21 protein-coding genes are annotated in these 22,072 nt (G+C 73.9%); 7 read left to right on the forward strand and 14 right to left on the reverse strand.

Annotated elements, in window-relative coordinates:
- Window positions 1-138 precede the first annotated feature (138 nt).
- The 4 genes from L6E12_RS28770 to L6E12_RS28785 all read left to right on the forward strand — a co-directional run bounded on the left by L6E12_RS28770 (window position 139) and on the right by L6E12_RS28785 (window position 3,033).
- Complete coding sequence (locus L6E12_RS28770; RefSeq protein ID WP_236231061.1) at window positions 139-363, forward strand: hypothetical protein; 225 nt, start codon at window positions 139-141, stop codon at window positions 361-363.
- A 128-nt stretch (window positions 364-491) separates the two neighbouring features.
- Window positions 492-1,100: a hypothetical protein gene (locus tag L6E12_RS28775; RefSeq protein ID WP_236231062.1), complete on the forward strand. Its 609-nt coding sequence runs from the start codon at window positions 492-494 to the stop codon at window positions 1,098-1,100.
- Entirely contained in the window at window positions 1,097-2,005 is a 909-nt protein-coding gene (locus L6E12_RS28780) for a hypothetical protein (RefSeq protein WP_236231063.1), read from the forward strand. The genes L6E12_RS28775 and L6E12_RS28780 overlap by 4 nt, the downstream gene beginning before the upstream one ends.
- Window positions 2,006-2,013: 8 nt before the next feature.
- Window positions 2,014-3,033: a serine hydrolase gene (locus L6E12_RS28785; protein ID WP_236231114.1), complete on the forward strand. Its 1,020-nt coding sequence runs from the start codon at window positions 2,014-2,016 to the stop codon at window positions 3,031-3,033.
- A gap of 91 nt (window positions 3,034-3,124) precedes the next feature.
- Here the strand turns inward: L6E12_RS28785 and L6E12_RS28790 are convergent, their stop codons facing one another.
- Complete coding sequence (locus L6E12_RS28790) at window positions 3,125-3,706, reverse strand: TetR/AcrR family transcriptional regulator (RefSeq protein ID WP_236231064.1); 582 nt, start codon at window positions 3,704-3,706, stop codon at window positions 3,125-3,127.
- Window positions 3,707-3,806: 100 nt separating this feature from the next.
- Here L6E12_RS28790 and L6E12_RS28795 point away from each other — a divergent pair, with 100 nt between their 5' ends.
- Window positions 3,807-4,856, forward strand: coding sequence for an aldo/keto reductase (locus L6E12_RS28795; RefSeq protein ID WP_236231065.1), 1,050 nt, complete (start codon window positions 3,807-3,809; stop codon window positions 4,854-4,856).
- A gap of 387 nt (window positions 4,857-5,243) precedes the next feature.
- Here the strand turns inward: L6E12_RS28795 and L6E12_RS28800 are convergent, their stop codons facing one another.
- From L6E12_RS28800 to L6E12_RS28810, 3 genes are read right to left on the reverse strand one after another with little or no spacing between them, the layout of a single operon-like run.
- A complete protein-coding gene (locus L6E12_RS28800) occupies window positions 5,244-6,746 on the reverse strand; it encodes a tripartite tricarboxylate transporter permease (protein WP_236231066.1) in 1,503 nt (500 codons plus the stop codon).
- Entirely contained in the window at window positions 6,747-7,253 is a 507-nt protein-coding gene (locus tag L6E12_RS28805; RefSeq protein ID WP_236231067.1) for a tripartite tricarboxylate transporter TctB family protein, read from the reverse strand.
- Window positions 7,250-8,221, reverse strand: a complete 972-nt coding sequence (locus L6E12_RS28810) for a Bug family tripartite tricarboxylate transporter substrate binding protein (RefSeq protein ID WP_374201961.1) — start codon at window positions 8,219-8,221, stop codon at window positions 7,250-7,252. Before L6E12_RS28810 ends, L6E12_RS28805 begins: the two co-directional genes overlap by 4 nt.
- 174 nt (window positions 8,222-8,395) lie before the next feature.
- On the opposite strand from L6E12_RS28810, the gene L6E12_RS28815 reads away from it, so the two are divergent.
- Entirely contained in the window at window positions 8,396-9,958 is a 1,563-nt protein-coding gene (locus L6E12_RS28815; RefSeq protein WP_236231069.1) for a sensor histidine kinase, read from the forward strand.
- A gap of 2 nt (window positions 9,959-9,960) precedes the next feature.
- On the forward strand, window positions 9,961-10,638 hold the full coding sequence (locus L6E12_RS28820; protein ID WP_308075339.1) for a response regulator: 678 nt from the start codon (window positions 9,961-9,963) through the stop codon (window positions 10,636-10,638).
- Between the two features lie 341 nt (window positions 10,639-10,979).
- Here the strand turns inward: L6E12_RS28820 and L6E12_RS28825 are convergent, their stop codons facing one another.
- The 10 genes from L6E12_RS28825 to L6E12_RS28870 all read right to left on the reverse strand — a co-directional run bounded on the left by L6E12_RS28825 (window position 10,980) and on the right by L6E12_RS28870 (window position 21,912).
- The gene (locus L6E12_RS28825) at window positions 10,980-11,438 is read right to left on the reverse strand and encodes a hypothetical protein (RefSeq protein ID WP_236231070.1); all 459 of its coding nucleotides are present in this window, start codon (window positions 11,436-11,438) and stop codon (window positions 10,980-10,982) included.
- A 406-nt stretch (window positions 11,439-11,844) separates the two neighbouring features.
- Complete coding sequence (locus L6E12_RS28830) at window positions 11,845-12,996, reverse strand: glycosyltransferase family 4 protein (protein WP_236231071.1); 1,152 nt, start codon at window positions 12,994-12,996, stop codon at window positions 11,845-11,847.
- The gene (locus tag L6E12_RS35565; RefSeq protein ID WP_236231072.1) at window positions 12,993-14,087 is read right to left on the reverse strand and encodes a glycosyltransferase; all 1,095 of its coding nucleotides are present in this window, start codon (window positions 14,085-14,087) and stop codon (window positions 12,993-12,995) included. Before L6E12_RS35565 ends, L6E12_RS28830 begins: the two co-directional genes overlap by 4 nt.
- A gap of 11 nt (window positions 14,088-14,098) precedes the next feature.
- The gene (locus L6E12_RS28840; RefSeq protein WP_236231073.1) at window positions 14,099-15,571 is read right to left on the reverse strand and encodes an oligosaccharide flippase family protein; all 1,473 of its coding nucleotides are present in this window, start codon (window positions 15,569-15,571) and stop codon (window positions 14,099-14,101) included.
- The gene (locus tag L6E12_RS28845) at window positions 15,568-16,872 is read right to left on the reverse strand and encodes a glycosyltransferase family 87 protein (RefSeq protein ID WP_236231074.1); all 1,305 of its coding nucleotides are present in this window, start codon (window positions 16,870-16,872) and stop codon (window positions 15,568-15,570) included. Before L6E12_RS28845 ends, L6E12_RS28840 begins: the two co-directional genes overlap by 4 nt.
- Complete coding sequence (locus tag L6E12_RS28850) at window positions 16,869-17,786, reverse strand: hypothetical protein (RefSeq protein ID WP_236231075.1); 918 nt, start codon at window positions 17,784-17,786, stop codon at window positions 16,869-16,871. The genes L6E12_RS28845 and L6E12_RS28850 overlap by 4 nt, the downstream gene beginning before the upstream one ends.
- On the reverse strand, window positions 17,783-18,853 hold the full coding sequence (locus L6E12_RS28855) for a glycosyltransferase (RefSeq protein WP_236231076.1): 1,071 nt from the start codon (window positions 18,851-18,853) through the stop codon (window positions 17,783-17,785). The genes L6E12_RS28850 and L6E12_RS28855 overlap by 4 nt, the downstream gene beginning before the upstream one ends.
- Window positions 18,843-20,087, reverse strand: a complete 1,245-nt coding sequence (locus L6E12_RS28860) for an O-antigen ligase (protein ID WP_236231077.1) — start codon at window positions 20,085-20,087, stop codon at window positions 18,843-18,845. The genes L6E12_RS28855 and L6E12_RS28860 overlap by 11 nt, the downstream gene beginning before the upstream one ends.
- The gene (locus tag L6E12_RS28865; RefSeq protein ID WP_236231078.1) at window positions 20,084-21,055 is read right to left on the reverse strand and encodes a polysaccharide deacetylase family protein; all 972 of its coding nucleotides are present in this window, start codon (window positions 21,053-21,055) and stop codon (window positions 20,084-20,086) included. The genes L6E12_RS28860 and L6E12_RS28865 overlap by 4 nt, the downstream gene beginning before the upstream one ends.
- The gene (locus L6E12_RS28870; RefSeq protein WP_236231079.1) at window positions 21,052-21,912 is read right to left on the reverse strand and encodes a hypothetical protein; all 861 of its coding nucleotides are present in this window, start codon (window positions 21,910-21,912) and stop codon (window positions 21,052-21,054) included. The genes L6E12_RS28865 and L6E12_RS28870 overlap by 4 nt, the downstream gene beginning before the upstream one ends.
- Window positions 21,913-22,072: the final 160 nt, after the last annotated feature.

A 22,072-nucleotide genomic window follows, 5' to 3' on the forward strand; every position in this document is an offset into this window, starting at 1 on the left:
AAACCCCGTTCTGGCCGCGTTTTTGTCACCCACACAGGTGCCAGAAGTCGGAAATCGACGCCCGAGACCAGACAGGGGGCACCGGGTTGTGCTGCACTCGGTGGGCAAGCACTCACGAGTGGTCACGACGGAAACGCCGTGGCACTGACGAAGGGAGGCTTCATGTCTGTTCACGCCCCAGTTCGGCCGGTCACGACACCGGCCGACCTCGCTCAGCTCAGCAAGCTGGTGGCGGCGCCGGAGTCCGTTCTGGCCGATCCACCGCTGGCCGTACCGAACGCCGGTGGCGGCGGTGTCGGCGCCCTGCTGCTGGGCTTGGGATTGCTGCTCTCGCCCGCGACGCCGAAGGAACGGCGCAGGTAGCCATCCGGCCGGTTCGAGCGCAGTGATCTCTGACGGGAGGATTTGTGGACGCGTCGTCCTGTGCACGTGACGCCGCGGCCCTGGCCGGTCGGGTGCTCGGCGCGCTGCGAGGAAGCGGTGGAGTCGGTTTGGTCGACTTCCTCGCCTCGCGCGCCGACCCGACGGCTGGGCTGGGCGCGGTCCGGTTGGTGGGTGCGGACATCTTCCTGCCGCACGTGGTCTTGAACCACCCGCTGACCGCCCAGGACGCGGAGGTGGTCGTCGCGTCCTTCGAGGCCTTCCCGCCGGTCGCCGCGCCGGTCGTGCCGGAGCAGCGGGTCATGGCCTGGCACGACTGGTCCACCGCCCGACTGCTGGCCACCCTCACCGGTGACGCGGCCGTCGCGGCGCCCGACGACCCGGCCGCCGTGCTGGGCCCGGTCGAACAGTGGGCGCGCTGGTCGGTCGCAGTGGCCCAGCTCTCCTGCCTGGCGCATCCCGGAGCGACCGGTCCCGTGGTGGACGCGGTCTCGGCACAGCCGCAGGCCCTGTGCCGAGGAGTGCTCCGAGCCGTGCTGCGCCGCGATTTCACCATCGCGTGCCGCCTGACCCGCTGGGTCGCCATGGTGCACGCGACAGGCGTCCGACTGCCGGTGGACCCGGTGGTGCTGATCGACCACGTCGCGCTGCGGGTCGGCTCGGAGTCCCGCCCGCTGCTCGACCTGGCCGTTGCCCGCCACCTGGTGGGTGCGGCATGACCGCCGTCGTCCACACGGCCCACGACGTCGCGACGCGCGCCCTCGGCTGGTTGCACACCCATCGCCTGCTGGGTGCGTTCGAGGACGACGCGGCCACCACGGACCTCAACGACCCCGAAGGCGCGTACAAGCCGATGTGCGAGCTGGCGCTGGCGTCGTCGCTGGTGCTGCGCGAGGGCGTGGCAGGCACCAACGAGCAGCAGGTCGCACGCGAACTGGTGGGCTTCACGTGGCAGCAACTGCGCGAGGGCGACCTGCTCTACGAGCGCCAACTGCGGCACGCCCTGCTCACCGACCCGCTGGAGACCTACGCCCACCACGCCCGCAGCGGACTGCGCCACGAAGCACTGGAGCAGACCCTGGTCCAGTGCTCGGTCGAGGACTCCATGACCGAACTGCTGCCCAACCGCAGGCTGGCCGTGGCCAACGCCCACCGCATCGTGGGCATCCACCGCAACGACGACTTCCCGGCGATGCTCCGGCAGACGTGGCTCGGCCGCATACCGCAGCCCTGGGCGCTGGACTGGTACACCGCCTACTACATGACGCACACCGTCTTCCACGTCACCGACTGGGGTGCGCTGCCCGGTGACCTGCTGCCCGAGGTGGTCGAGTACCTGGAGAACTGGCTGCCGGTGTGGATCGACGTGTGGGCGGAAGCGGGGCAGTGGGACCTGCTCGGCGAGCTGCTGATCGTGGGGGCTTGCCTGCCCGAACCGCGGTGCGACCCGGCCGAGTGGGAGCTGTTCGCGAACGCCCAGCACGCCGACGGGCTCGTGCCCCGGGACGACCGGCCCGTCGTCGACGACCCGGAGGAGCGCTACCACGACCACAAGCACACCGCCGTGGTGGCCACCATCGCGGGCACGCTGGCCATGTCCCGACTGCTCGGCGGCGGCACGTGAAAGACCTCGTGGAGCACCTCCCGGCCACCGCACCCGGAGCCACGGGGATCGCGATCGCCATCCGGCAGCGCGACCGGGAGCTGGTCCTGGTCGGGGGCACGACCGATCGGCGGGATCCACGGCCCGTGACCGGACGCACCCGCTTCGAGCTCGGCTCGCTGACCAAGACGTTCACCGGTCTGCTGCTGGCCGACATGGCCACCCGGGGCGAGGTGGACCCGGCCGATCCCGTACAACTCCACCTGCCACCGGGCGCAGCCCCCGACCTGGGCCGCGAGGTCACCCTGGAGCGCTTGGCCACCCACACCTCCGGCCTGCCACGCCTGCCACCGGGCCTGCGGCGAGCGGCACTGCCGCACTGGCGCACCAACCCCTACCGCGATTTCGACGCCGACGACTTCGCCGCGGCGCTGCGCCGCGTCCGGCCGGGACCACCAGGTCGTTACCGCTACTCGAACCTCGGTGGTGCGCTGCTCGGTCGAGCCCTCGCCAACGCGGGCGGCCTGCCCTACGAGGAACTGCTGGCCGAGCGCGTGCTGCGCCCGCTGAACCTGCATGACACCGACTTCTCCACGTCCGAGCAGGTCACCGGGCACCTGCGCGGCCGCCCCCGGCCCCCCTGGGAGATACCGGGCATGCTCGCGGCCGGAGGGCTGCGCTCGTCGGCGTCGGACATGCTGGGCTACCTGACCGCTCACCTGCCCCCGCTCACCTCACCGCTCGGCAGGGCCTGCGCCGAGGTCACCCGGTCGCCGGTGCCGGTCGGTGACCACGAGGTGTGCCTGGTGTGGAACCTGCGCAGGCGCGCGGACCGGGAACTGCTGTTCCATTCCGGCGGCACCCGCGGCTGCACAACGTTCGCCGCGTTCAGCCCCAGCACCGCGACCGCGTTCGTGGCCCTGGTCAACGCAGGCCCGACGGTGGGCAACTCATTCGTGCAACGCGCCTACGAGGCCGCATGGGCCTTGGCGGAGCGCGCCGCCGAAACCCGACCGGCCGAGGGATCGGCTGCCGCCACGACCCGCTGACAGCCTCGTACGTGGTCGCGGTTGTTGCCCGAGGCGGACTTCGTGTGGGGGCGTGCCGTTGCGGGGCGAGCCACCGCGGCTGAACGCGCTGTCACGGTCGGGGCGCTCGTTCGAGGCCGGAGAACACGGCGGCGATCAGGCGCCGTCCCTGGGCCACGCCATCGTCGTTGTTCGCGACGCGCCACAGGAAGCTCATCAACATGATGATGTCCGCCGGATCGTGCCCCGCGGCGATGGTGCCCTCGGCCACACAGGCGTCGACCAGCTTCCCCACCGCCGCGGTGGTCGGCGCCCAGGAAGCGCTGATCACGTCCTGCGCCGCTGCGCTGTGCAGCGCGTCACCGAGGCCGTGCTTGATGCGGATGTAGGCCGACAGCGTCTCGAACCACTCGACGAAGGCGGCCTTCGCGGAGGGATGGCGCGCCAGCACCTCGTCGGCGGTGGTGGTCAGGCGTTCGATGTCGTGCTGGTAGGCGGCGAGGATCAGGTCTTCGCGAGTGGGGAAGTGGCGGTAGAGCGTTCCAGCGCCGACTCCGGCGCGCTTGGCCACCTCGCTCAGCGGCACGAGTGGGTTCCGCGCGAAGAGGTCGTGGGCGGCCTCGATGATCGCGACGCGGTTGCGCGCGGCGGCCTTGCGCTGCGTGCCGTAGGTGCTCGGCGTCTGGTCGGTCATCACCCCATGATGCCCAGTCGTTGACTCGCGGACAATTCTCCGCTAGTTTCGGCGGAACTTGCGGAGGATTGTCCGCGAGTTTCGCCCGCAGGAGGCCCCCATGCGCTACGTGAAGCTCGGCACCACCGGTCTCGACGTCTCCCCCATCGCGATCGGCGCGATGACCTACGGCCGGCCCGACCGCGGCCACCCCGTCTGGTCCCTCGGCGAGGACGACGCGCGTCCCCTGATCAAGCACGCCCTGGACGCGGGCATCAACTTCTTCGACACCGCGAACATGTACTCCAACGGGTCCAGCGAAGAGATCCTCGGCCGCGCGCTCGGGGACTTCGCCGACCGCGACGACGTGGTGATCGCCACCAAGCTGCGCCACCCCATGCGCCCCGGCCCCAACGGAAAGGGCCTGTCCCGCAAGGCGGTCATGACCGAGGTCGACCACTCGCTGCGGCGCCTGGGCACCGACTACATCGACCTCTACCAGGTGCACCGCAACGACCACGCCACCCCACTGGAGGAGACCCTCGAAGCGCTCAGTGATGTGGTGAAGGCGGGCAAGGTGCGCTACCTGGGCGCGTCGTCGATGTTCGCCTGGGAGTTCGCCAAGGCGCTGCACCTGCAGAAGCAGCACGGCTGGGCCCGGTTCGTCTCGATGCAGGACCACTACAACCTGCTCGCCCGTGAGGAAGAACGCGAAATGATCCCGCTGTGCCTCGACGAGGGCGTCGGTGCGATCGTCTGGAGCCCCCTGGCCCGCGGCCGCTTGGCCCGCGCCTGGGACGACGCGAAGTCGACGGCCCGGTCGGAGACGGATGGCGGCTACGCCGACATGCTCTACTCGCCCGCGGAGGAGGCGTCGAACCACGCCATCATCGACGCGGTCGGGGAGGTCGCGGCCGATCACGGCGTGAGCCGCGCGGCCATCGCCCTGGCGTGGCTGCACCGCCAGCCGGTCGTCACCGCTGCGCTGGTCGGCGCCGGTTCGACCAAGCAGATCGACGAGGCGATCGCGTCGCTGGACGTCGAGCTCACCGACGGAGACGTCCGCGCCCTCACCGCCCCCTACACGCCGCGGTACGACTGGCAGGGCGTCTCGGACGAGGCGACCATGGACGCGATCCGCGCCCGCGTCCCGGGAATGGCGCTGAAGTGACACCGATCGAGCGCTCCGGCGCGGCTGCCCGCGTCGGAGTGGTCCTGCTGTTCACCGGTCCACCGGTGTCGTGGTGGCCGAACCGGTCGTGTTCGGATCCGGCGACGACACCAGGCGTGGGTGACGTAGTCGGCGCCGTCAGGAGAAGTGAGGGGACGGCACCGATCGCTGCGCCTTCCCCCGGGTCGCGTTTCGCACCCGCGCGCTCGACGCGACCCGCCCCGCTCAGCCCCCAGCCGACACCGGTCCAGCCGTTGCCCGCCGAGGGTGTCGTAGCTCAACGCCAGTTCCGGGGCGATCGCGCCTCCGGGGAATGGGCGACCGCGGCGGTGGTGACGACCGAACCGGATTCGCCTGCTTCGAGGCCGCGTACACGCGGGCCCCGCCTCAGGCGTCGACCTCCTCGCGGTCCGGGGTGCGCTTGGCGCGGCGGACCAGGGGCCAGAGCAGGACGGCGGCGATGATGAGGTAGACGACCACCGAGAAGGTGGTGTTGACCAGACCGGTCAGAGCACCGTCGGACAGTTGCAGGGCACGCCGCATCTGCTGTTCGGCGGCGGGCCCGAGGATGACCCCCAGGACGGCGGGCAGCACCGGCAGGCCGAAGCGGCGCATGGCCAGGCCGATGAGGCCGATGGCGAACAGCACCAGCAGGTCGGCGACCTGCCCGCTGACGGCGTAGGCGCCCACGGCGGCGAAGAACAGGATGCCCGCGTACAGGTACGGCCGGGGGATGCGCAGCAGCTTGGCCCAGACCGGTGCCAGCGGGAGGTTCAGCACCAGCAGCAGCACCGTGCCGACGAACAGGCTCGCGATCAGCCCCCACACCAGGGTCGACTCGCGCTCGAAGAGCAGCGGGCCCGGCTGGATGCCGTACTGCTGGAACGCCGCGAGCATGACCGCCGCGACCGCGGTGGTGGGCAGGCCGAGGGTGAGCATCGAGACCAGGGTGCCCGCGGCCGACGCGCTGGCCGTCGCCTCCGGCCCCGCGACGCCCTCGATGGCGCCGTGGCCGAACTCGGCCCTGTTCTTCGACAGCCGCTTCTCCATCGCGTACGACAGGAAGGTGGGGATCTCCGCGCCGCCCGCGGGCAGGGCGCCGAACGGGAAGCCGATCAGCGGTCCGCGCAGCCACGGCCGCCACGCGCGGCGCAGGTCGTCGCGGCCGAGCCAGGCGCGGCCGACGGGAATGGGTTCGGCGGGGCGGCGGCGCAGGTGCAGGGCGACCCACAGCGACTCCCCCACGGCGAACAGGCCGACCGCGACGATCACGACGTCGATGCCGTCGGCCAGTTGCAGCGAGCCGAAGGTCAGGCGCTGCTGACCGGTCATCTCGTCCAGCCCGACCAGGCCGATGGCCAAGCCGATGAGCAGGGAGGCGAAGCCGCGCACCCGGGAGGAGCCGAGCACGGAGGTGACCGCGACGAACGCCAGGACCATGATCGCGAAGTAGTCGGGCGCACCGATGTCGACGGCGAGCGCGGCGACCGTCGGGGCCAGCAGGACCAGCAGCGTCGTGCCGATCAGGCCGCCGACGAAGTGCCCGATGGCCGCGGCGGCCAGCGCCTGCGAGCCCCGGCCCTTGCGGGCCATCGGGTTGCCGTCGATCGCGGCCACCACCGCCGCGCTCTCACCGGGGGTGTTGAGCAGGATGGAGGTGGTGGAGCCACCGAACATGCCGCCGTAGTAGATGCCCGCGAACATGATGAACGCGCCGGTCGGCTCCAGGCCGTAGGTGACCGGGAGCAGCAGGGCGACGGCCATGGCCGGGCCGATGCCGGGCAGCACGCCGATGAACGTGCCGAGCAGCACCCCGAGGGCGGCCAAGCCGAGGTGCGTCGGGGTCAGCGCGGTGCCGAACCCGTCGAGGAGCTGGCTGAACGAGTCCACCTAGAGCACTCCCATCAGCGGTCCGCCGGGCAGCGGGACCCCGAGCAGGTTGTTGAAGGCCAGGTACGTCGCGACCGACAGCCCGGCCGCGATCAGCGGGTCGCGGACGAACGCGCGGCTGCCCAGCGCGTAGGCGGCACCCCAGAACAGGACCGCGCCGGAGATCGGGAAGCCCACGACGCCGATGAGCGCGGCGTTGGCGAGGAACGCCGCGGACAGCAGCAGCACCGTCCGCCAGTCGCCCGGCGCGGACAGGTCGACGTCTTCGCCGCCCTCCGCCTCGCCCTTGCCGCCGCGCAGCACGTCGCGGGCCAGCAGCGCCGCCACGACCAGCAGGAGGCCGCCGACCAGGATCGGGACGGCCTTCGGGCCCACCGGTCCGCGCTGGGCGAAGTCGGTGGGGATCCGGATCGCGTCGACGAGCACGAGCCCGCCGAGCACGACCAGGACCACGCACACGCCCAGTTCGGAGCGGTCCCTGAGCCAGTGCCTGTCGATGGTGGTCATGCCAGCCCCAGTTCCGTCAGCACGTCGGCCACGCGGGTGTTCTCCGAGTCGAGGAAGTCCCCGAAGTCGCGGCCCGTCTGGAACGCGTCGGTCCACCCGTTGCGCGCCAGCGCGTCGCGCCACCGGTCCGAGTCGTGCAGGGCGGTGAACAGCGCGACCAGCCGATCCCGGTCGCCTTCACCGATGCCCGGCGGGGCGACGACGCCGCGCCAGTTGGTGAACTCGACGTCCACCCCGGCCTCCCGCAGGGTCGGCGCGTCCACCCCGGGGATGCGCTCGGCGCCGGTCACCGCCAGCACGCGCAGATCCCCAGCCTGGATCTGGTCGCGGTACTCGCCGATGCCGGAGACCCCGAAGGCCACCTTGCCGCCGAGCACCGAGGCCAGCAGCTCGCCGCCGCCGTCGAAGGGCACGTAGTTGACGGCCCTGGGCGGGAGGCCGACGGCCTTGGCCATCAGCATGGGCGCCAGGTGGTCCGGCCCGCCCGGGGACGACCCGCCACCGACCGGCACCCCGCCCGGGTTCGCCTTCCAGGCGGCCACCAGCGCGGCGATGTCGCGGTGCGGCGAGTCCTTGCCGACCACCACGATGTCGGACTCCTCGATGAGCTTGGCGATCGGCGTGGTGTCGGCCAGCGAGGACGGCGACCGGTTGGTGTAGACGCTGCCCACGACCCCCAGCCCCATCGACATGACCAGCTTGTCGTTGCCGCGCTCGTTGACCAGCCGCCCGAGCCCCACGGTGCCGCCCGCACCCGGCAGGTTGAACACCTCCACCGACCGCGACAGCCCGGCGTCCTCCATCGCCTTGACGGCCGTGCGGGCGGTGATGTCGTAGCCGCCGCCCGGGGAGTTGGGCACCAGCACGCGCAGGCCCCGGAGCTGGGCGCCGGGACCTGCCGCGTCCGGGTCGGAGCTGAGCAGCGGCGGCACCAGCAGCACGGCGGCCAGCGCCGCCGCTGCCGCCACCAGCGGGGTCACACGCACTGTGAACCACCTCTCATCGGTCGTGGTCAGCCATGTTGCACCGGTGTTAACCCGCTGTCGCGGTTGCGGCCACAGTGGTACTTGTGGTCGTTGTGGTCACGGGACCCGCGCTCGCCTGGTGGGCCGCGCGGGGGCGGGCCGGTGCACACTGTGGCCATGGCTGGACGGGGCTCGCTGGCGCAGCAACTGCTGGGCTGGCAGGTGGTGATCGTGGCCGCCCTGCTCGCAGCGGTGGCGGTGTTTTCGGCGATCCAGTCGAACGCGGCGTTCCTGGCCACCGAGGGGCGGCGGATGCTGTCGGTGGCCGAGGACGTGGCCGCGACCGCCGGGGTGCGGGCGGCGCTGGCCGACCCGCTGCGCCACCACCAGCTACCGCCGTTCGCCGAGAGCGCGCGGAGCCTGTCGGGCGCCACGGCCGTGGTGATCGCGCTGCCCGACCTGCGGGTGCTCACCTCCCCCGACCCGTCGCAGGTGGGCGGGCGGCTGCCGGTGGGGGCGAGCACCGTCGGGTCGGGGCGGTCGTGGGTCGGCGAGGTCGGCGACGACCTGGTGGCCCACGTCCCGGTGATCGGCGACGACGGCGCGGTGATCGGGGTGGTCGCCGCCGAGCAGGGCGTGCCGACGTTCCTGGCCGGCATCGCGAACTCCCCCGGTGAGGCGCTGCTCATCCTGGGGGTGGCCACGGTGCTGGGCGTGGGCGGGTCGCTGCTGGTGGCCCGGCGGGTGAAGCGGCAGACGCTGGGGTTGGAGCCGACGGAGATCGCCGGGCTGGTCGAGCACCGGGAGGCGATGCTGCACGGCATCAAGGAGGGTGTGCTGGGACTGGACCAGCAGCAGCGGTTCACCCTGGTCAACGACCACGCCAGGGAGCTGCTGTCGCTGCCGGGGGACGCCGTGGGCCGGGCGGTGACCGACTTCGAGTTCAACGAGCGGGTGCTCGACGTGCTCACCGGGCGCTCGGAGGGCACCGACCAGATCGTCCTGCGCCGGGGCCGGGTACTGATCATGAACCGGATGCCCATCGCGCTGCGCGGCGGCGCGGTCGGGTCGGTGGTGACCCTGCGCGACCGCACCGAGATCGTGGCACTGCACCACGAACTCGACGTGAACCGCAACGTCACCGACACGCTGCGGGCGCAGGCCCACGAGTTCTCCAACCGGCTGCACACCATCGCGGGCCTCATCGAGCTCGGCGAGTACGACGAGGTGCGCCGCTACGTCGACCGGATCAGCCACACCCGCGAGACCTGGCACGCCGAGGTCAGCTCCCGCATCGCCGACCCGGCGGTGGCGGCCCTGCTCATCGCGAAGGCCAGCCTCGCCGCCGAGCAGGGCGTCGGGCTGCGCCTGGCGGCGGCGAGCAGGCTCGGCGAAGTGGACGAGCGGCTGTCGGTGGACCTGGTGACGGTGCTGGGGAACCTGGTCGACAACGCCCTGGAGGCCCTGCGGGGCAAGCAGGGCTGGATCGAGGTCGCGGTGTCGCACCGCGACGGTGAGGTCCTGGTCGTGGTGCGCGACTCGGGTCCGGGGGTGGCGCCGGAGATCGCCGAGGAGGTGTTCCGCCACGGCTTCACCACCAAGGCGGCCCGGGAGGGCGGCCAGCGCGGGCTGGGGTTGGCGCTGACCCGGCAGACCTGCGTCCGCCGCCGGGGCTCGGTGCAGGTCCACAACGACCAGGGCGCGGTGTTCACCGCCCGGCTGCCGGAGGTGCTCGGGTGACGATCTCGGTCCTGGTGGTGGACGACGACTTCATGGTCGCCAAGGTCCACAGCGGGTACGTCGCGCGCACGCCGGGGTTCACCGTCGCGGGCGTGGCCCACACCGGCGCCGACGCCCTGCGCCTGGCCGGGGAGCTGCGCCTGGACCTGGTCCTGCTCGACATCTACCTGCCCGACATCGGTGGCCTGGAGGTGCTGCGGCAACTGCGCAACGGGCCCGCCGACCCGGACGTGATCGTCATCAGCGCCGCCACCGACGTCGACACCGTGCGCCGTGCCATGCGCGGCGGGGTCCTGCACTACCTGATCAAGCCGTTCTCCTACTCCGCCCTGCACGACCAGCTACGGCACTTCGCCGCCCTGCACACCAGGCTCGGCGGCCTCGCCACGGCGGGCCAAGCCGACGTGGACCAGGTCTTCGGCGCCCGCCCGCCCGGTGCCGCCGCCCTGCCCAAGGGCCTCACCGCGCACACCGCCGCCGTGGTCGCCGAGGCGCTGCGCACCACCGCCGAGGACATGTCCGCCGCCGAGTGCGCCGCCGCGACCCGGCTGTCGCGGGTCAGCGCCCGCCGCTACCTGGAGCACTTCGTCGAGATCGGCCACGCCGAGGTCCGCCTCCGCTACGGCGGCGCGGGCAGGCCCGAGCGCCGCTACCGGCCCACCTCGCCACGCACCGACTGACGACCTCGTGCGTGGTCGGTGTTCGGGTGCGGTGAACTGGGGAAGCGGCTGTCACCGCCCGGTCCGGCGAGCGGGGCCGTCCGCGCTGCGAGGCACGATGGGCGCCAGGCCGATGAAGCTCAGCACGGCGACGACCCCGTTCTTGACCTGGGTATCCGTGGACGGCCAGTAACCCGGGCCGACGCAGAGCCCGTCTCGGCACGTCGTGGCAGGCGCACTACCGGGCACCCCCGCATACGCACACCCGGCGACGATCAGGGCAACGACGGGCATGGCGAGGAATCGCAATCGGCGCATGGAACCTCCCGTGTGTTCGCGTGACAGCGCGTGTGCGACGGTGCTCACCCAGCGAGGGGTGGGCGGAAGAAGACGGCCGCCTCGTACTTGCGGATCAGGACGATCACGACGACAGCCAGGGCGAACGCGACCACCGCTTGGTAGTAGCCGGTGACCACGCTGATCACCGCACCGCCACACCCCACGAGTTCCACGACCACGCCCGCCGAACGCGCGGACGGGCGGCTGAGCAGAAACTTCGCCGCCACCGCGACAACGACGGCGATCACCGGGTTGAGGACCACCACAGCCCACACCTCGAAGGGAACGTTCTGGTTGTGGTCAAGCCTGCTGATGACCTTCAGCAGTTGCACGACCCAGATCCCCGACGTGGCGACGGCCTGCACGCACATGATCGTTCGAGCAGCGCGCAGACCGCGTTCGGCGCTGCGCAACCGGCTGCTCTCCCCGTCATCGGCACCCGTCGCCCGGTAGTGGCTGTGCTGTCCACCTGCCTCGCTCATGACAACCCCTCGGTTCGGCCAGGGGTGGCGATCACACCGCAGCCTCCCCGGGCGGTGGGGCATCTCCTCAACCCCACCTGGCACGCAGGATCACCCGACCGCCCTGGGACCCCACCCGAACACCTCGACCAGTCGGCACCACCGACACAAACGGACCCACCCCGGCGTCACCTAGGGCCTGTCCTCAAAGCCGACCGCCTGAAAACCGCAGGCCCGGTGACCGAATGCCCGGGTGGGTGGATGTGTTTGGCCGGGGGTGGCGATCATGTGCAAGCCTGCCCGGGCTGTGGGGCATCCCTTCAGCCCCACTCGGTCACACTGGGCACATGATCGCCATAGGGGCCCCGGCCAAGCACATCCACCCAGCCGGGCACACCAGCAAAATCCCGGGCTTCGAGGACACGACCTAGCCCCGCTCCCGGACCCCCACCGGCCGTCCGAGATGGCCCCGAGCCCGCAGCAGTTCCCCGTACAGCACCAGGTGCCGGTCCGCGCAGACCTCGGGCGCGAACCGCTCCCGGGCGCGGGCGGCGAGCAGCCTGCCGGTACGGCCGGGGTCGGGGTCGGCGAACAACGCGCGCAGCCCACGGGCCAGGTCGGCGACGTTCCCCGGCTCGGCCAGGTAGGACACCGCACCCGCAACGGCGAGCATGTCGGCAACACCGCCGGTGTCGGTGGCCAGCACCGGTTTGCCCGCCGCCATCGCCGCGGCGACCACCAGCGGTTGCTGCTCCATCCGCGACGGCTGCACCAGCGCGTCGTGCTCGCGCAGCAACCGCGGCACGTCGGCGCGGAAGCCCAGGAACTGCACCCGTCCGGCCAGGTCGCGGCGGCGGGCCCGCCGCTGGGCGGTCTGCCGCTGGGGGCCGTCGCCGACCACGGTCAGGGTGGCGCCCGCGGGCATCGTGCCGGGGGTGGCCAGTGCTTCCAGTAGGTCCAGCAGCCCCTTGCGCTCGACGAGCAGGCCTGCGAACACCAGGCGCCGCACGGGATCGGTGGGTGGGGTGCTCTCCGGCAGCCGCACGCAGTTGTCGATGTGGGTGATCCGCTCGGCGGGCACGCGCAGGCGCTCGCGGAGGAAGCGGGCCATCGTGGGCGAGGGGACGACCGTGCGGTCGAGGGCGCGGGTGAGCGCGGAGTCCGCGGTGAGCACGACGCGGGTGTAGGCCGAGGGCCCCTGGGCGCCGGGCAGGCGGCGGAACCACGGCTCGCCGACGTCGTCCGGCACGCCGTGGTAGGTGTGGGCGACCGGGAGCCGCCGCCGCAGGCTCGCCGCGACGAGCCCGGCGCGGCGGTCCTGGGCGTGGACCACGTCCGGCTGCCAGGCCAGCAGCGCATCGCGCACCCGCAGCCCGGCGGTGAGGTCGCCCTTGCGGGGCAGGTCCACCGGTTCGTGGTGGCCCGCGATCACGTCGGTGCCGCGGGCGGGCGGTGGGCCGAAGACGCGGACGTCGGCCTCGCCGGTGGCGAGGAGCGCCGCGGCCAGGTCCAGCGTGACGTCCACGGGGCCGCCGCGGTCTTGGGTGAGCAGGTGGGCCACGCGCAGGCGCCGGGTCACGGTGTTCCTCCCGAGGGGACGAGTTTGTCGACGAGGGTGGCGATCTGGTCGGTCATCCGGTCGAGGCTGAACAGGTGCTCGACCCGCTGCCTGCCCAGGCGCCCCTCCGCTGCCGCCAGGGCGGGGTCGGCCAGCCGCCGGGCCACCGCGGCGGCCAGTGCCCCGGTGTCCCCGGCGGGGACCACCGCGCCGGTGGCGGCCACGCTCTGGCGTATCCCGCCGACGTCGAAGGCCACCACCGGGCGCCCGCAGGCCATGGCCTCCAGGGGGACCAGGGCCATGCCCTCGGCCCGGGAGGGCACCACGACCACGTCGGCGGCGGTGTAGAAGTCGGCCGGGGCGGGGCTGTGGCCGCACCACCGCACCGATCCGTGCCCGCCCACCGGGTGCCCGGCCCGCCATTCGGCGCCCATCGGCCCGTCGCCCACCAGCAGGAGGCGGGCGTCGGGCACCTCGGTCAGGACCGCAGGCCAGGCCGAGAGCAACTGGTCCTGTCCCTTGAGGTGGGCCAGGCGACCCACGCACACCGCGGTGGGGGCGTCGGCGGGAAGGCCGAGGCGCCGTCGTGCGGTCGCCCGGTCCCCCGGCCGCAGGCGGGTGGTGTCGACCCCGTTGCACACCACTTCCGCGTCGGTGGTGACGCCCGCGGCGCGGCCCGCGGCGAGTTCGTCGTCGCTGACGCAGACCAGGTGGTGGGTCCAGCGGGAGGCCAGCCGCTCCCACCGCGAGCAGGCCAGGCCCAGCGGGCCGTCAGCGGTCTGGAACGACCACAGGTGCGGTTGGAAGATCGTCGGCCTGCCGCCGCGCAGGGCGAGCCTGCCCGCCAGCCCCGCCTTGGAGCTGTGCAGGTGCACCAGGTCGGGCGCGGCGGCGGTGAGGAGGCGGCGCAGCGCGGCCGTCTCGGCCAGCGAGTTCGGCCCCGGTCCGCGGGTCGCAGGCCAGGGGTGGACCGGGATCCCCGCGGCGCGGGCCTGCTCGGGCAGCCAGCCCGACGGCGGGCAGGCGATGCCGACCGACCAGTCGAGGTCCCGCTGGGCGACGGCCAGGTGCAGCACCACCGCGGCCACGCCCGCCTCGACCGGTTGGGTCACGTGCACGACCTTCACCGGCTGTCCCCCGTGCGCGCGGGGGTGTCCCGGGAGGGCCGCGGGCTGACCGCGCGCAGCTCGCTCAGGGTGCCGCGCTGGGTCAGCAGGGTGGCACCGGTGTAGACCAGCACCAGCACCGCGCCCTCGACGAGCGTTCCCCCGAGGGTCTGCGGCACGCCGACCACGGTCATGACCAGCGCCGCCGCCGCGCACAGCAACCCGGAGCAGGCCACGCCCGCCCCCATGCGGGTCAGTTCGGCGAGCGGGAAGGCCACCGCCGACCGCACCATCACCCACCAGGTGAGGGCGACCAGCGCCCAGGCGACGACCACCTGGGTGAGCGCGACGGCGGCCATGCCGTGCCGGGTGGCGAACACCAGGCCCGCGGTGAACGCGACCAGGTGGGTGGTCTCCAGCGCGAGGTAGCGCCGGGGGTGCCCGACGGCCTTGATCGCCTGGTACCAGACCTGGAGGACGCTGATGGCCACCCCGTAGGCGCAGAGCAGCACCAGCACCCCGGCTGCGGGTGCCCAGCGCTCGCCGAGCAGGGTCACCCGGTCCGCCAGCAGGGCGGTGATCAGGTACAGCCCGCCGGTGAGGACCAGGACCGCCCTGGTGAACCGGCTGACGGCGGTGGGCAGCTCGTGCCTGCGGCGGGTGCGCAGCAGCGTGGTGAACACCGGGAAGGCGACCGCGCCGAGCACGACGGCCACGGCGATGTAGGGCATCCAGGCGATCCGGTAGGCCAGCGAGTACAGCCCGACCGCGTCGGGGCCGAGGACGCGGCCGATGGCCAGGTAGTCGAGGTTCACCAGCAGGATGGCCACGACCGCGGCCGGGCCCACGACGGCGATCCAGCGCAGGGACTCCCGCGCGGCGGCGGTGTCCCAGCCGGGGACCGACCGCACGCCCATCGCGGCGCCGAGCAGCGGTTGGGCCACCGCCGTGGCCACCATGCCGATCACCACCGACTGCGGTCCCCACCCGTTGAGCGCCAGCAGCACCGTGACCAGCGCGCCGAGGACGGCGCTCCCGGCGTCGGGCAGCAGGCGGCGGCGGAAGTCCAGGTCGCGGTGCATCAGGGCCATCTGCACGCCGCCGATCGCCGAGAACGGCAGGCTCACCGCCGCCAACCGCACCAGGGGCGCCGCCTCCGGCCCGCCCACCGCGGCCGCGATCGGCTGTGCGGCGAGCACGAGCGCCAAGGCGAGGACGGCGCTGACCCCCACGCTGAGGGTCAGCACGGTTCCCGCGACCTTCCGCGGCTCGCCCTCGGTGCGGCTGATGACGTCGTAGACGCCCATGGACTGCACCACCTGGCCGATGTTCACCAGCGCGACCGTCAGGGCCACCGAGCCGAGTTCGCCCTCGGTGAGCAGGGCCGCCAGCGCCAGGGTCACCACGGCCTGGCTGCCCTTGCTGAGCACGTTGGTCAGCCCCAGCCACAGCGAGCCGCGCATCGCGCGGGCACCCAGCACCCCGGTCACGCGATCGTCCCCGCGGACAGGTCCGCCGCGGCGGGTCGGGGGGTTCTCGTGGCCCGGGCGGCGAAGGCGACCAGCAGCGCCCAGGCCGCGATCACCGCGACGCCGTCGACGGTCACCGACGCCCGGCCCCCGAGCACGGCGCTGATCGCGGTGTCCACCACGTGCAGGTGCAGGAAGGGCACGGCCAGCGCGACCAGCGCCAACCCGACCGCCCGCCACCGCCTGCGCCGCCACGCCACCGCCGCGGCGGCCATCGCGGGCACCGCCAGCAGCACGTCACCGGGCTGGTGGACCACGGCGACCACCGCGGCCACGCAGGTCAGCAGGTCGGCCACCGCGCTCGTGTCGAATCCGGAGTCCTTGTCCGCCATGGCGTCCAGCCGCCGCACGAGCACCGCGCTCACCCCGAGGACGCCGATCAGCACGGCGGGTTCGATGCCCGGTGGCAGCCACCCGGTGAGGCGGAAGAACACCGCGGCGACGTCGATCCGCTGCGCGGTCGGGGAATCCACCGCGCCGTAGTCGGTTCCGGTGGCGTTGGCGAGGTTGGCCGTGATGGCGTCGAGGAACGGGCCGACCCCGCCGCCGCGCACGACGAGCAGCGCGACCACCGGCAGGCTCGCGACCGCGGCGAGCGCGGTCCCGGTCAGCGCCACCCGCCGCGACCCGCGGGCCAGCAGCAGCACGGTGAGCGGGAGCCCGAACTGCGGTTTGAGCCAGGCCACAGCCAGGGCGAGCGACGCCCAGCGCGGGGAGCTCGACCGCAGCGCCAGCGCCCCGGCCGCACCGAGGGCCACCAGCGGGTTGACCTGCCCGAGGTAGATCTGCGCCTTGCCGACCTGGCTGAACACCAGCAGCGCCGCGATCACCGCCGTGCCCAGGGCGAGCGGGAGCGGGACCCGCAGGCGGACCCGGCTGGCCGCGAGCGCCGCCAGCAGCACCAGCAGCAGCACCGACGTGAGGCCGTAGGCCACGGCGCCGACGTGGTAGTCGCCCAGCGCGAACGGCAGGTGCAGCACCAGGTGGTAGGGCTGGTAGAGGTTGAAGCCCTGGCGCACCGGCCAGGTCCCGAACATCACCGCCGGGTCGTAGGGGTTGCCGCCCGCGAGGAATTCGCGGATCGGGAAGTAGAGCGCGTCGCGGAAGTCCTGCATCCGCACCTCGGCAAGGTTGGCCTCGGTCGGCAGCGGCACCTGCCACGCCGGGCGCAGCGCCCACCAGGCACCGGCCGCGCCCAGCGCGGACACCAGGACGGTGAGCAGCGCGGAGCGGGACCGCAGCCGGGTCATCAGGGTGTTCACGCCAGCACCACCGCCACCAGGGTCGAAGAAGTAGGCAACACCGAGAGCACGGTCGCCAGGTCGTCCTGGCGCCTGCGACCGCCGTGGGTCATCGCGACCACCGCGGCGCCCTCTGCGGTCCCCTGGCCCGCCTCGGCCAGCCGCCGGGTCATGCTCCGGGCGCGTTTGCCGAGGTCCGGGGCGACAGCCACCACCTGGGCCGGGCGGGCCGCCGCGGTGCACAGGGCCATGAGCCGTTCGTGCAGCGCCGGGTCGGCCTCGCGCAGGGTGGCCACCCGGTGGTGCACGCCCGCGCTGGCCAGCGCCGCCCGCACGGCCCGCGTGTCGGCGCCGGTGCCGCGCAGGGAGCGCAGCGCGGCGGTCGCCACCCCCGCCACCACGGCCGCGACCAGGGCCATGCCCCAGATCAGCGCCCAGTCCGGCGCCACCCGGGTGACGTCGGGCCGCTCGTCGAGCAGCCGCAGCGTGCCCGCGGGGGCCAGCAGGTCCGCCCGCATCATCTCCCCGGCGACGGCCAGGACCGCGGCGGCGGCCTGCTCGGCCGAGGGGCCGCGCAGCGACAGCCTGGTCAGGCCCGAGGCGGGGACCAGTTCCACCGCCACGTGCGCGGCCAGGTCCTCGGTGGAGGTCCCGGTCGCCGTGGCGGCGGCCTGCAACACCGACGGGGTCCGGGCCAGTTCGACCAGGGCGGGCAGCGCCAGGGCGACGACCTCGCCGTAGGCGACCTCCCCGGTCCCGTCGGCCTTCGCGGGCGCGGGGACCACGAGCAGGCCGACGCGGCCCTCGTACTGGTCGTCCTGCATGGCACCGGCCACCAGCACGAGCGCGCCGACCAGCACCCCGACGCCCACACCCTCGACGGTGGGTCGCCCGATCCGGCCGAACACCCGGCGCACCGCGGCGAGCGCGCTCATCGGCGCACCCCCGCCAGGGCGCCGCGCAGGAGCCGGTCGTAGGAGGCCATGAGCGCCCGCGGGTCGTGCCCGCGGTGCGCGGCCTCGCGCCCGGCGGCCGCGACGGCGGCCCGCTCGTCCGCGTCGAACAGCAGCGCCCGCAGGGCGTCCGCGGTCGCGGCCGGGTCGCGGCGGGGGACCAGGAGGCCGCCGCCGGGTTCGAGGACCTCGCGGACCCCGTCCACGTCGGTCGCCACCACCGCCCGGCCCGCCGCCAGCGACTCCAGCACGGCGATCGGCATCCCCTCCCAGTCGCTGGTGAGGACCGTGAGGTCGGCGGCGGTCAGCAGGTCGGGGACGTCGTCGCGGTCGCCGAGGAACCGCACGCCGCCGCCGAGGCCGAGTTCGTCGCGCAGCCGCTCCAGCTCGCCGCGCAGGCTGCCGTCGCCCGCCAGCAGCAGCACCGCGTCGCCGTCGAGGGCGGCCCACGCGCGCAGCAGCACGTCGTGGCGCTTCTGCGGTTCCAGGCGGGCCACGCACAGCGCCACCGGGATGCGCGGCGCGATCCCGAGGCAGGCGCGGACCGCGGCACCGTTGCGGGTGGGCGCCTGCGGGAAGACCGCGTTGGGGATCACCACCGGGTCCGGGCTGCGCAGGCCCGCCACCCGCAGCCGGTCGGCGGTCGCGGTGGCCACGGTGACGACCGCGGCGGAGGTGTGCCGCAGGATGCGGGTGGTGGCGCCGTAGTCGGCGTCGGCGACCCCGTGGAAGACCGTCAGCAGCGGCGGTGTGCGCCCGGGGAGCATGGCGAGCCTGGTCACCACGCTGGCGGACACGTTGTGCGCGAGCACCACGTCGGGGGCGAAGCCGCGCAGGGCCGCCTTGGTCGCCGTGGCCGCCCGCAGCAGGCCGCCCGCGCGGCGGCGGGGCACCGGGACCGGGAAGGTGGACACCCCGCGCCCGCGCAGCGCCTCGGCCCGGTAGCCGCCACCGCTGGCCACGGCCGATTCCCAGCCGAACTCACCGCCCGCGGTGACCATGCCCGCGACCAGCGCCTCGGCGCCCCCGCTGCCCATCTCACTGATCACGTGAAGAACCCGCACCGAGAACCTTTCTTCGACGAACACGCAGATCGGCCGCCGCGGCGAGCGCCACCAGCAGCCACAACGGCAGGTAGTACTGCTCGGACAGGAAGCACGAGGCGACCGTCGTGGCGATCAGGCCCGCCTGCACGGCGAGCATCGGCGCGCGGTCCGCGCTGACGCGCAGGACGCGTTCGGCGGCGACCATCGCCACCGCGGCCATCCCGGCGAAGAGTGCGAAGGCGGGCAGGCCGAGTTCGGCGGCCACCTCGATGAACATGTTGTGCGCGACCGGGGTCTGCTCGGCGATCTCGGCGTTGTGCGAGAACGCGGCGTACTCGCCGCGGAAGCCGCCCGGCCCCACCCCGAGCACCGGGTGTTCGGCGAGCATCCGCAGGGCCGCGCGCCACCGGATCTCTCGGGTGTCCACATTGGACGCCGCGATGAAGCTCTTCTCCTGCAGCGCCCGCGCCAGCACCTGCCCCCCGCAGGCCACGGCGGCGGCGACGAGCACGGCGAGCCCGGTGAAGACGACGGCCACCGCCCGCGGCGGCAGCGCCCGCCGCGCCAGCAGCCAGGTCCCGGCGGCCAGCAGCGCCAGCCCCCCGCCGCGGGAGAAGGTCGCGGCCATCCCGGCGAGCAGGACGACCGCGGCACCCACGAGCAGGGCCACCGGGACACCGCGCCCCGCGCGCCGCGGGCGCAGGGCGATCAGCAGGGGCAGGGCCACCGACAGGACGAAGGCCAGGTCGTTCGGGTCCTGCAACGGACCGGTCGCCCGCGGGGAGCCCTCGACGACCAGGCTGTAGAGCGCGCCCGCCCCGGCCACCACGGCCCCGCACACGTACGCCCCCATCAGCGCGCGCACGGTCACCTCGCGCGCGGCCAGGTCGACCAGGAGCGCGGTGAGCACGAGGAAGGGCAGCCACCGCTGGGTGTACTCCCAGGCGAACGGCGCCTGGGTGTGCGCCGCGGCCGAGACCAGCAGCAGCGCGGTGAGCGCCGCCAGGACGAGGTGCAGCGGGTGCCACAGGGGGACCCGCCGCTGCCGCACCCGGACCACCACCCAGGACACGACCAGCAGGGCGGGCGCCAGCTTCGCCAACTGCCCGTGCACGGCGGTGAGGTAGCCCTCCACCGGGGCCAGCGCCACCGCGGCGCAGGCCGACGCGCGCAGCCACCACGTCGAGGCGGGGGGCGCCGGGCGGGTTCCGCGCACCACCAGCGGGGGCGCGCTCACCAGCCGCGCTCCGCGAGGCGGGCGTCGCGCACGCGCCGGGGGGTACCACCGCGGCGCAGGTGCTCACCGGTGCCGACCACCTCGAAGTGCCTGCCCAGCTCGGCTAGCACCCACCCGAGCAGCGCGACCTTCTCCCCGGTGGGCACCGCCATGCCGGGGAAGAACTCCATGCCCGGGGCGTCGGCGCCACCGAGCACGTCGGTGGGGTGCAGCAGCAGCGAGGGGGCGACCCCGAGGGCGCGGCACAGCCGCAGCGCCGAGGCGAAGTAGGCCCGGGCCAGCCGGGGTGATGCCTGGTGCAGGTGCAGGAGGTAGGCGCCGTGGACGGGGACGCGCGCCAGCGGCATCGTCGTCACCGGCAACTCGGCCAGCCCGGTGTGCGAGCCGACCCGCCACCGGTAGGCGGTGTTCGGCGCCCACACGCGGCCGACGCCGCCGAACAGCTCGTCGCGGCTCTCGGACGCCCCGGCCCGGGTGCCGCGGTTGTGGTGGCGGCGGGCCAGCGGGCCGATCCAGGTGGGCAGCGTGCTCGCGTCGTAGGTGTAGCCCCGGTCGACGAGCGCGGCCAGGAGTGCGCTGGAGACGCTGTAGCCCGGTCCGCGGAAGCCGCGGGGCCGGGGGGCGCCCGCCGCGACGATCGCCTCCTCGGTCCTGGCCAGTTCCTCGTCGAGCCGGGCGCGGCTGTAGCGGTGCAGCCGGGGTTCGTGGCCGTGGGAGTGGTTGGCGACCTCGCACCCCGCGGCGGTGATCGCGGCCACCGCTTTCGCGCCGTCCTCGCGCTCGGCGTCGGCGCCGACGACGAACACCGTGGGCCGCACCCGGTGCTCGCCGAAGACCTCCAGCAGCCTGGGCACCGCGGTGGGCAGGAAGCTGGGCATCCGCGCCCAGTCGGGGTCCCCGTGGGTCCTGCGGTAGGCCCACAGGTTGTCCAGGTCCAGCGACAGGCTGGCGACGGGCCGGTCGCTCACACCGCCTCCGAGGGCGCGGGCGCCGCGGGCGACGCCACGCGGGAGACCAGCCCCAGCACGACCACGCCGAGCAGCACGGACAGCAGGCCCGCGGCCACCCACCACTGCCGCCCCGGCACGACCCGGTCCCCCAGCACGGCCAGGCCCACCGCGGAGGTCAGCACCACGGTGACGGCGTCCATCGGCGCCACCGCGGCCGTGGACGAGGAGCGGGACAGCCCCACGGACAGGCACGCCTGCCCGACGAGCGCGGCGGCCACCATCACCCACGCCAGGGGGCGCAGCGGCAACTGGGCGAGCGGCCCGGCGGCCAGCGACCGGCCGCTGACCGCGACCACCGCGAACGCCGCCCCGGCGAGCACGACCAGCGAGGTCACCGCGGCGGACCGGCAGGCGAGCACGGCGAGGACCGCGATCGCGACGACCGCCCCGAGCAGGAGCAGGTCGGCCCCGGGTGGCAGCGGGCGGGCGGGCGACGGTGTCGCCGAGGCGGCGAGCAGCACCAGCCCGGAGGCCATGACCAGCAGCACGACCACCTCCACCGCCCGCACCCGCCACCCCAGCGCCAGGAACCCGACGACGACGGCCAACCCGACCGCGCACGACGCCCCGGCCTGCACCAGGTAGAGCGGCAGCGAGGCACGGGCGAGGAAGGCGAGCAGGAAGCCGCCCACCTGGGCGGCGAACCCGATCAGGTAGAGCCGGTCGCGGACCAGCCGGGCGAACAACCCGGAGCCGGCAGAGCCGGCAGCGCCCGTGGGCGCGGAGTCCACCGCGCGCCGGGCCGCGGCGCGCTGGGCGACGATCCCCACGCCGTACATCGCCGTGGACGCGACGAGTTCGACGTGGCCGAGCACTGTGACGACTCCTCAAAAACGCTCACCCGGATTTTGCCTGTCGGTACACAACGAGACCGCGATCCCATCACCGACGACGGGCAATGCGTTGCTCGACCGAAGAACACCGAGAAACGTACTTCACCCTGGTCGCGAACGCCCGGCACCAGCGGGTGAAAGA

The organism is Actinokineospora sp. PR83 (assembly GCF_021056305.1).
Taxonomy (GTDB): Bacteria; Actinomycetota; Actinomycetes; order Mycobacteriales; family Pseudonocardiaceae; genus Actinokineospora; species Actinokineospora spheciospongiae.

Coding starts and splice junctions, on each gene's coding strand:
- L6E12_RS28795 (WP_236231065.1), top strand. CDS start 3,807: ATGCGCTACGTGAAGCTCGGCACCACCGGTCTCGACGTCTCCCCCATC.
- L6E12_RS28815 (WP_236231069.1), top strand. CDS start 8,396: ATGGCTGGACGGGGCTCGCTGGCGCAGCAACTGCTGGGCTGGCAGGTG.
- L6E12_RS28780 (WP_236231063.1), top strand. CDS start 1,097: ATGACCGCCGTCGTCCACACGGCCCACGACGTCGCGACGCGCGCCCTC.
- L6E12_RS28850 (WP_236231075.1), bottom strand. CDS start 17,786: ATGAGCGCGCTCGCCGCGGTGCGCCGGGTGTTCGGCCGGATCGGGCGA.
- L6E12_RS28805 (WP_236231067.1), bottom strand. CDS start 7,253: ATGACCACCATCGACAGGCACTGGCTCAGGGACCGCTCCGAACTGGGC.
- L6E12_RS28790 (WP_236231064.1), bottom strand. CDS start 3,706: ATGACCGACCAGACGCCGAGCACCTACGGCACGCAGCGCAAGGCCGCC.
- L6E12_RS28825 (WP_236231070.1), bottom strand. CDS start 11,438: ATGAGCGAGGCAGGTGGACAGCACAGCCACTACCGGGCGACGGGTGCC.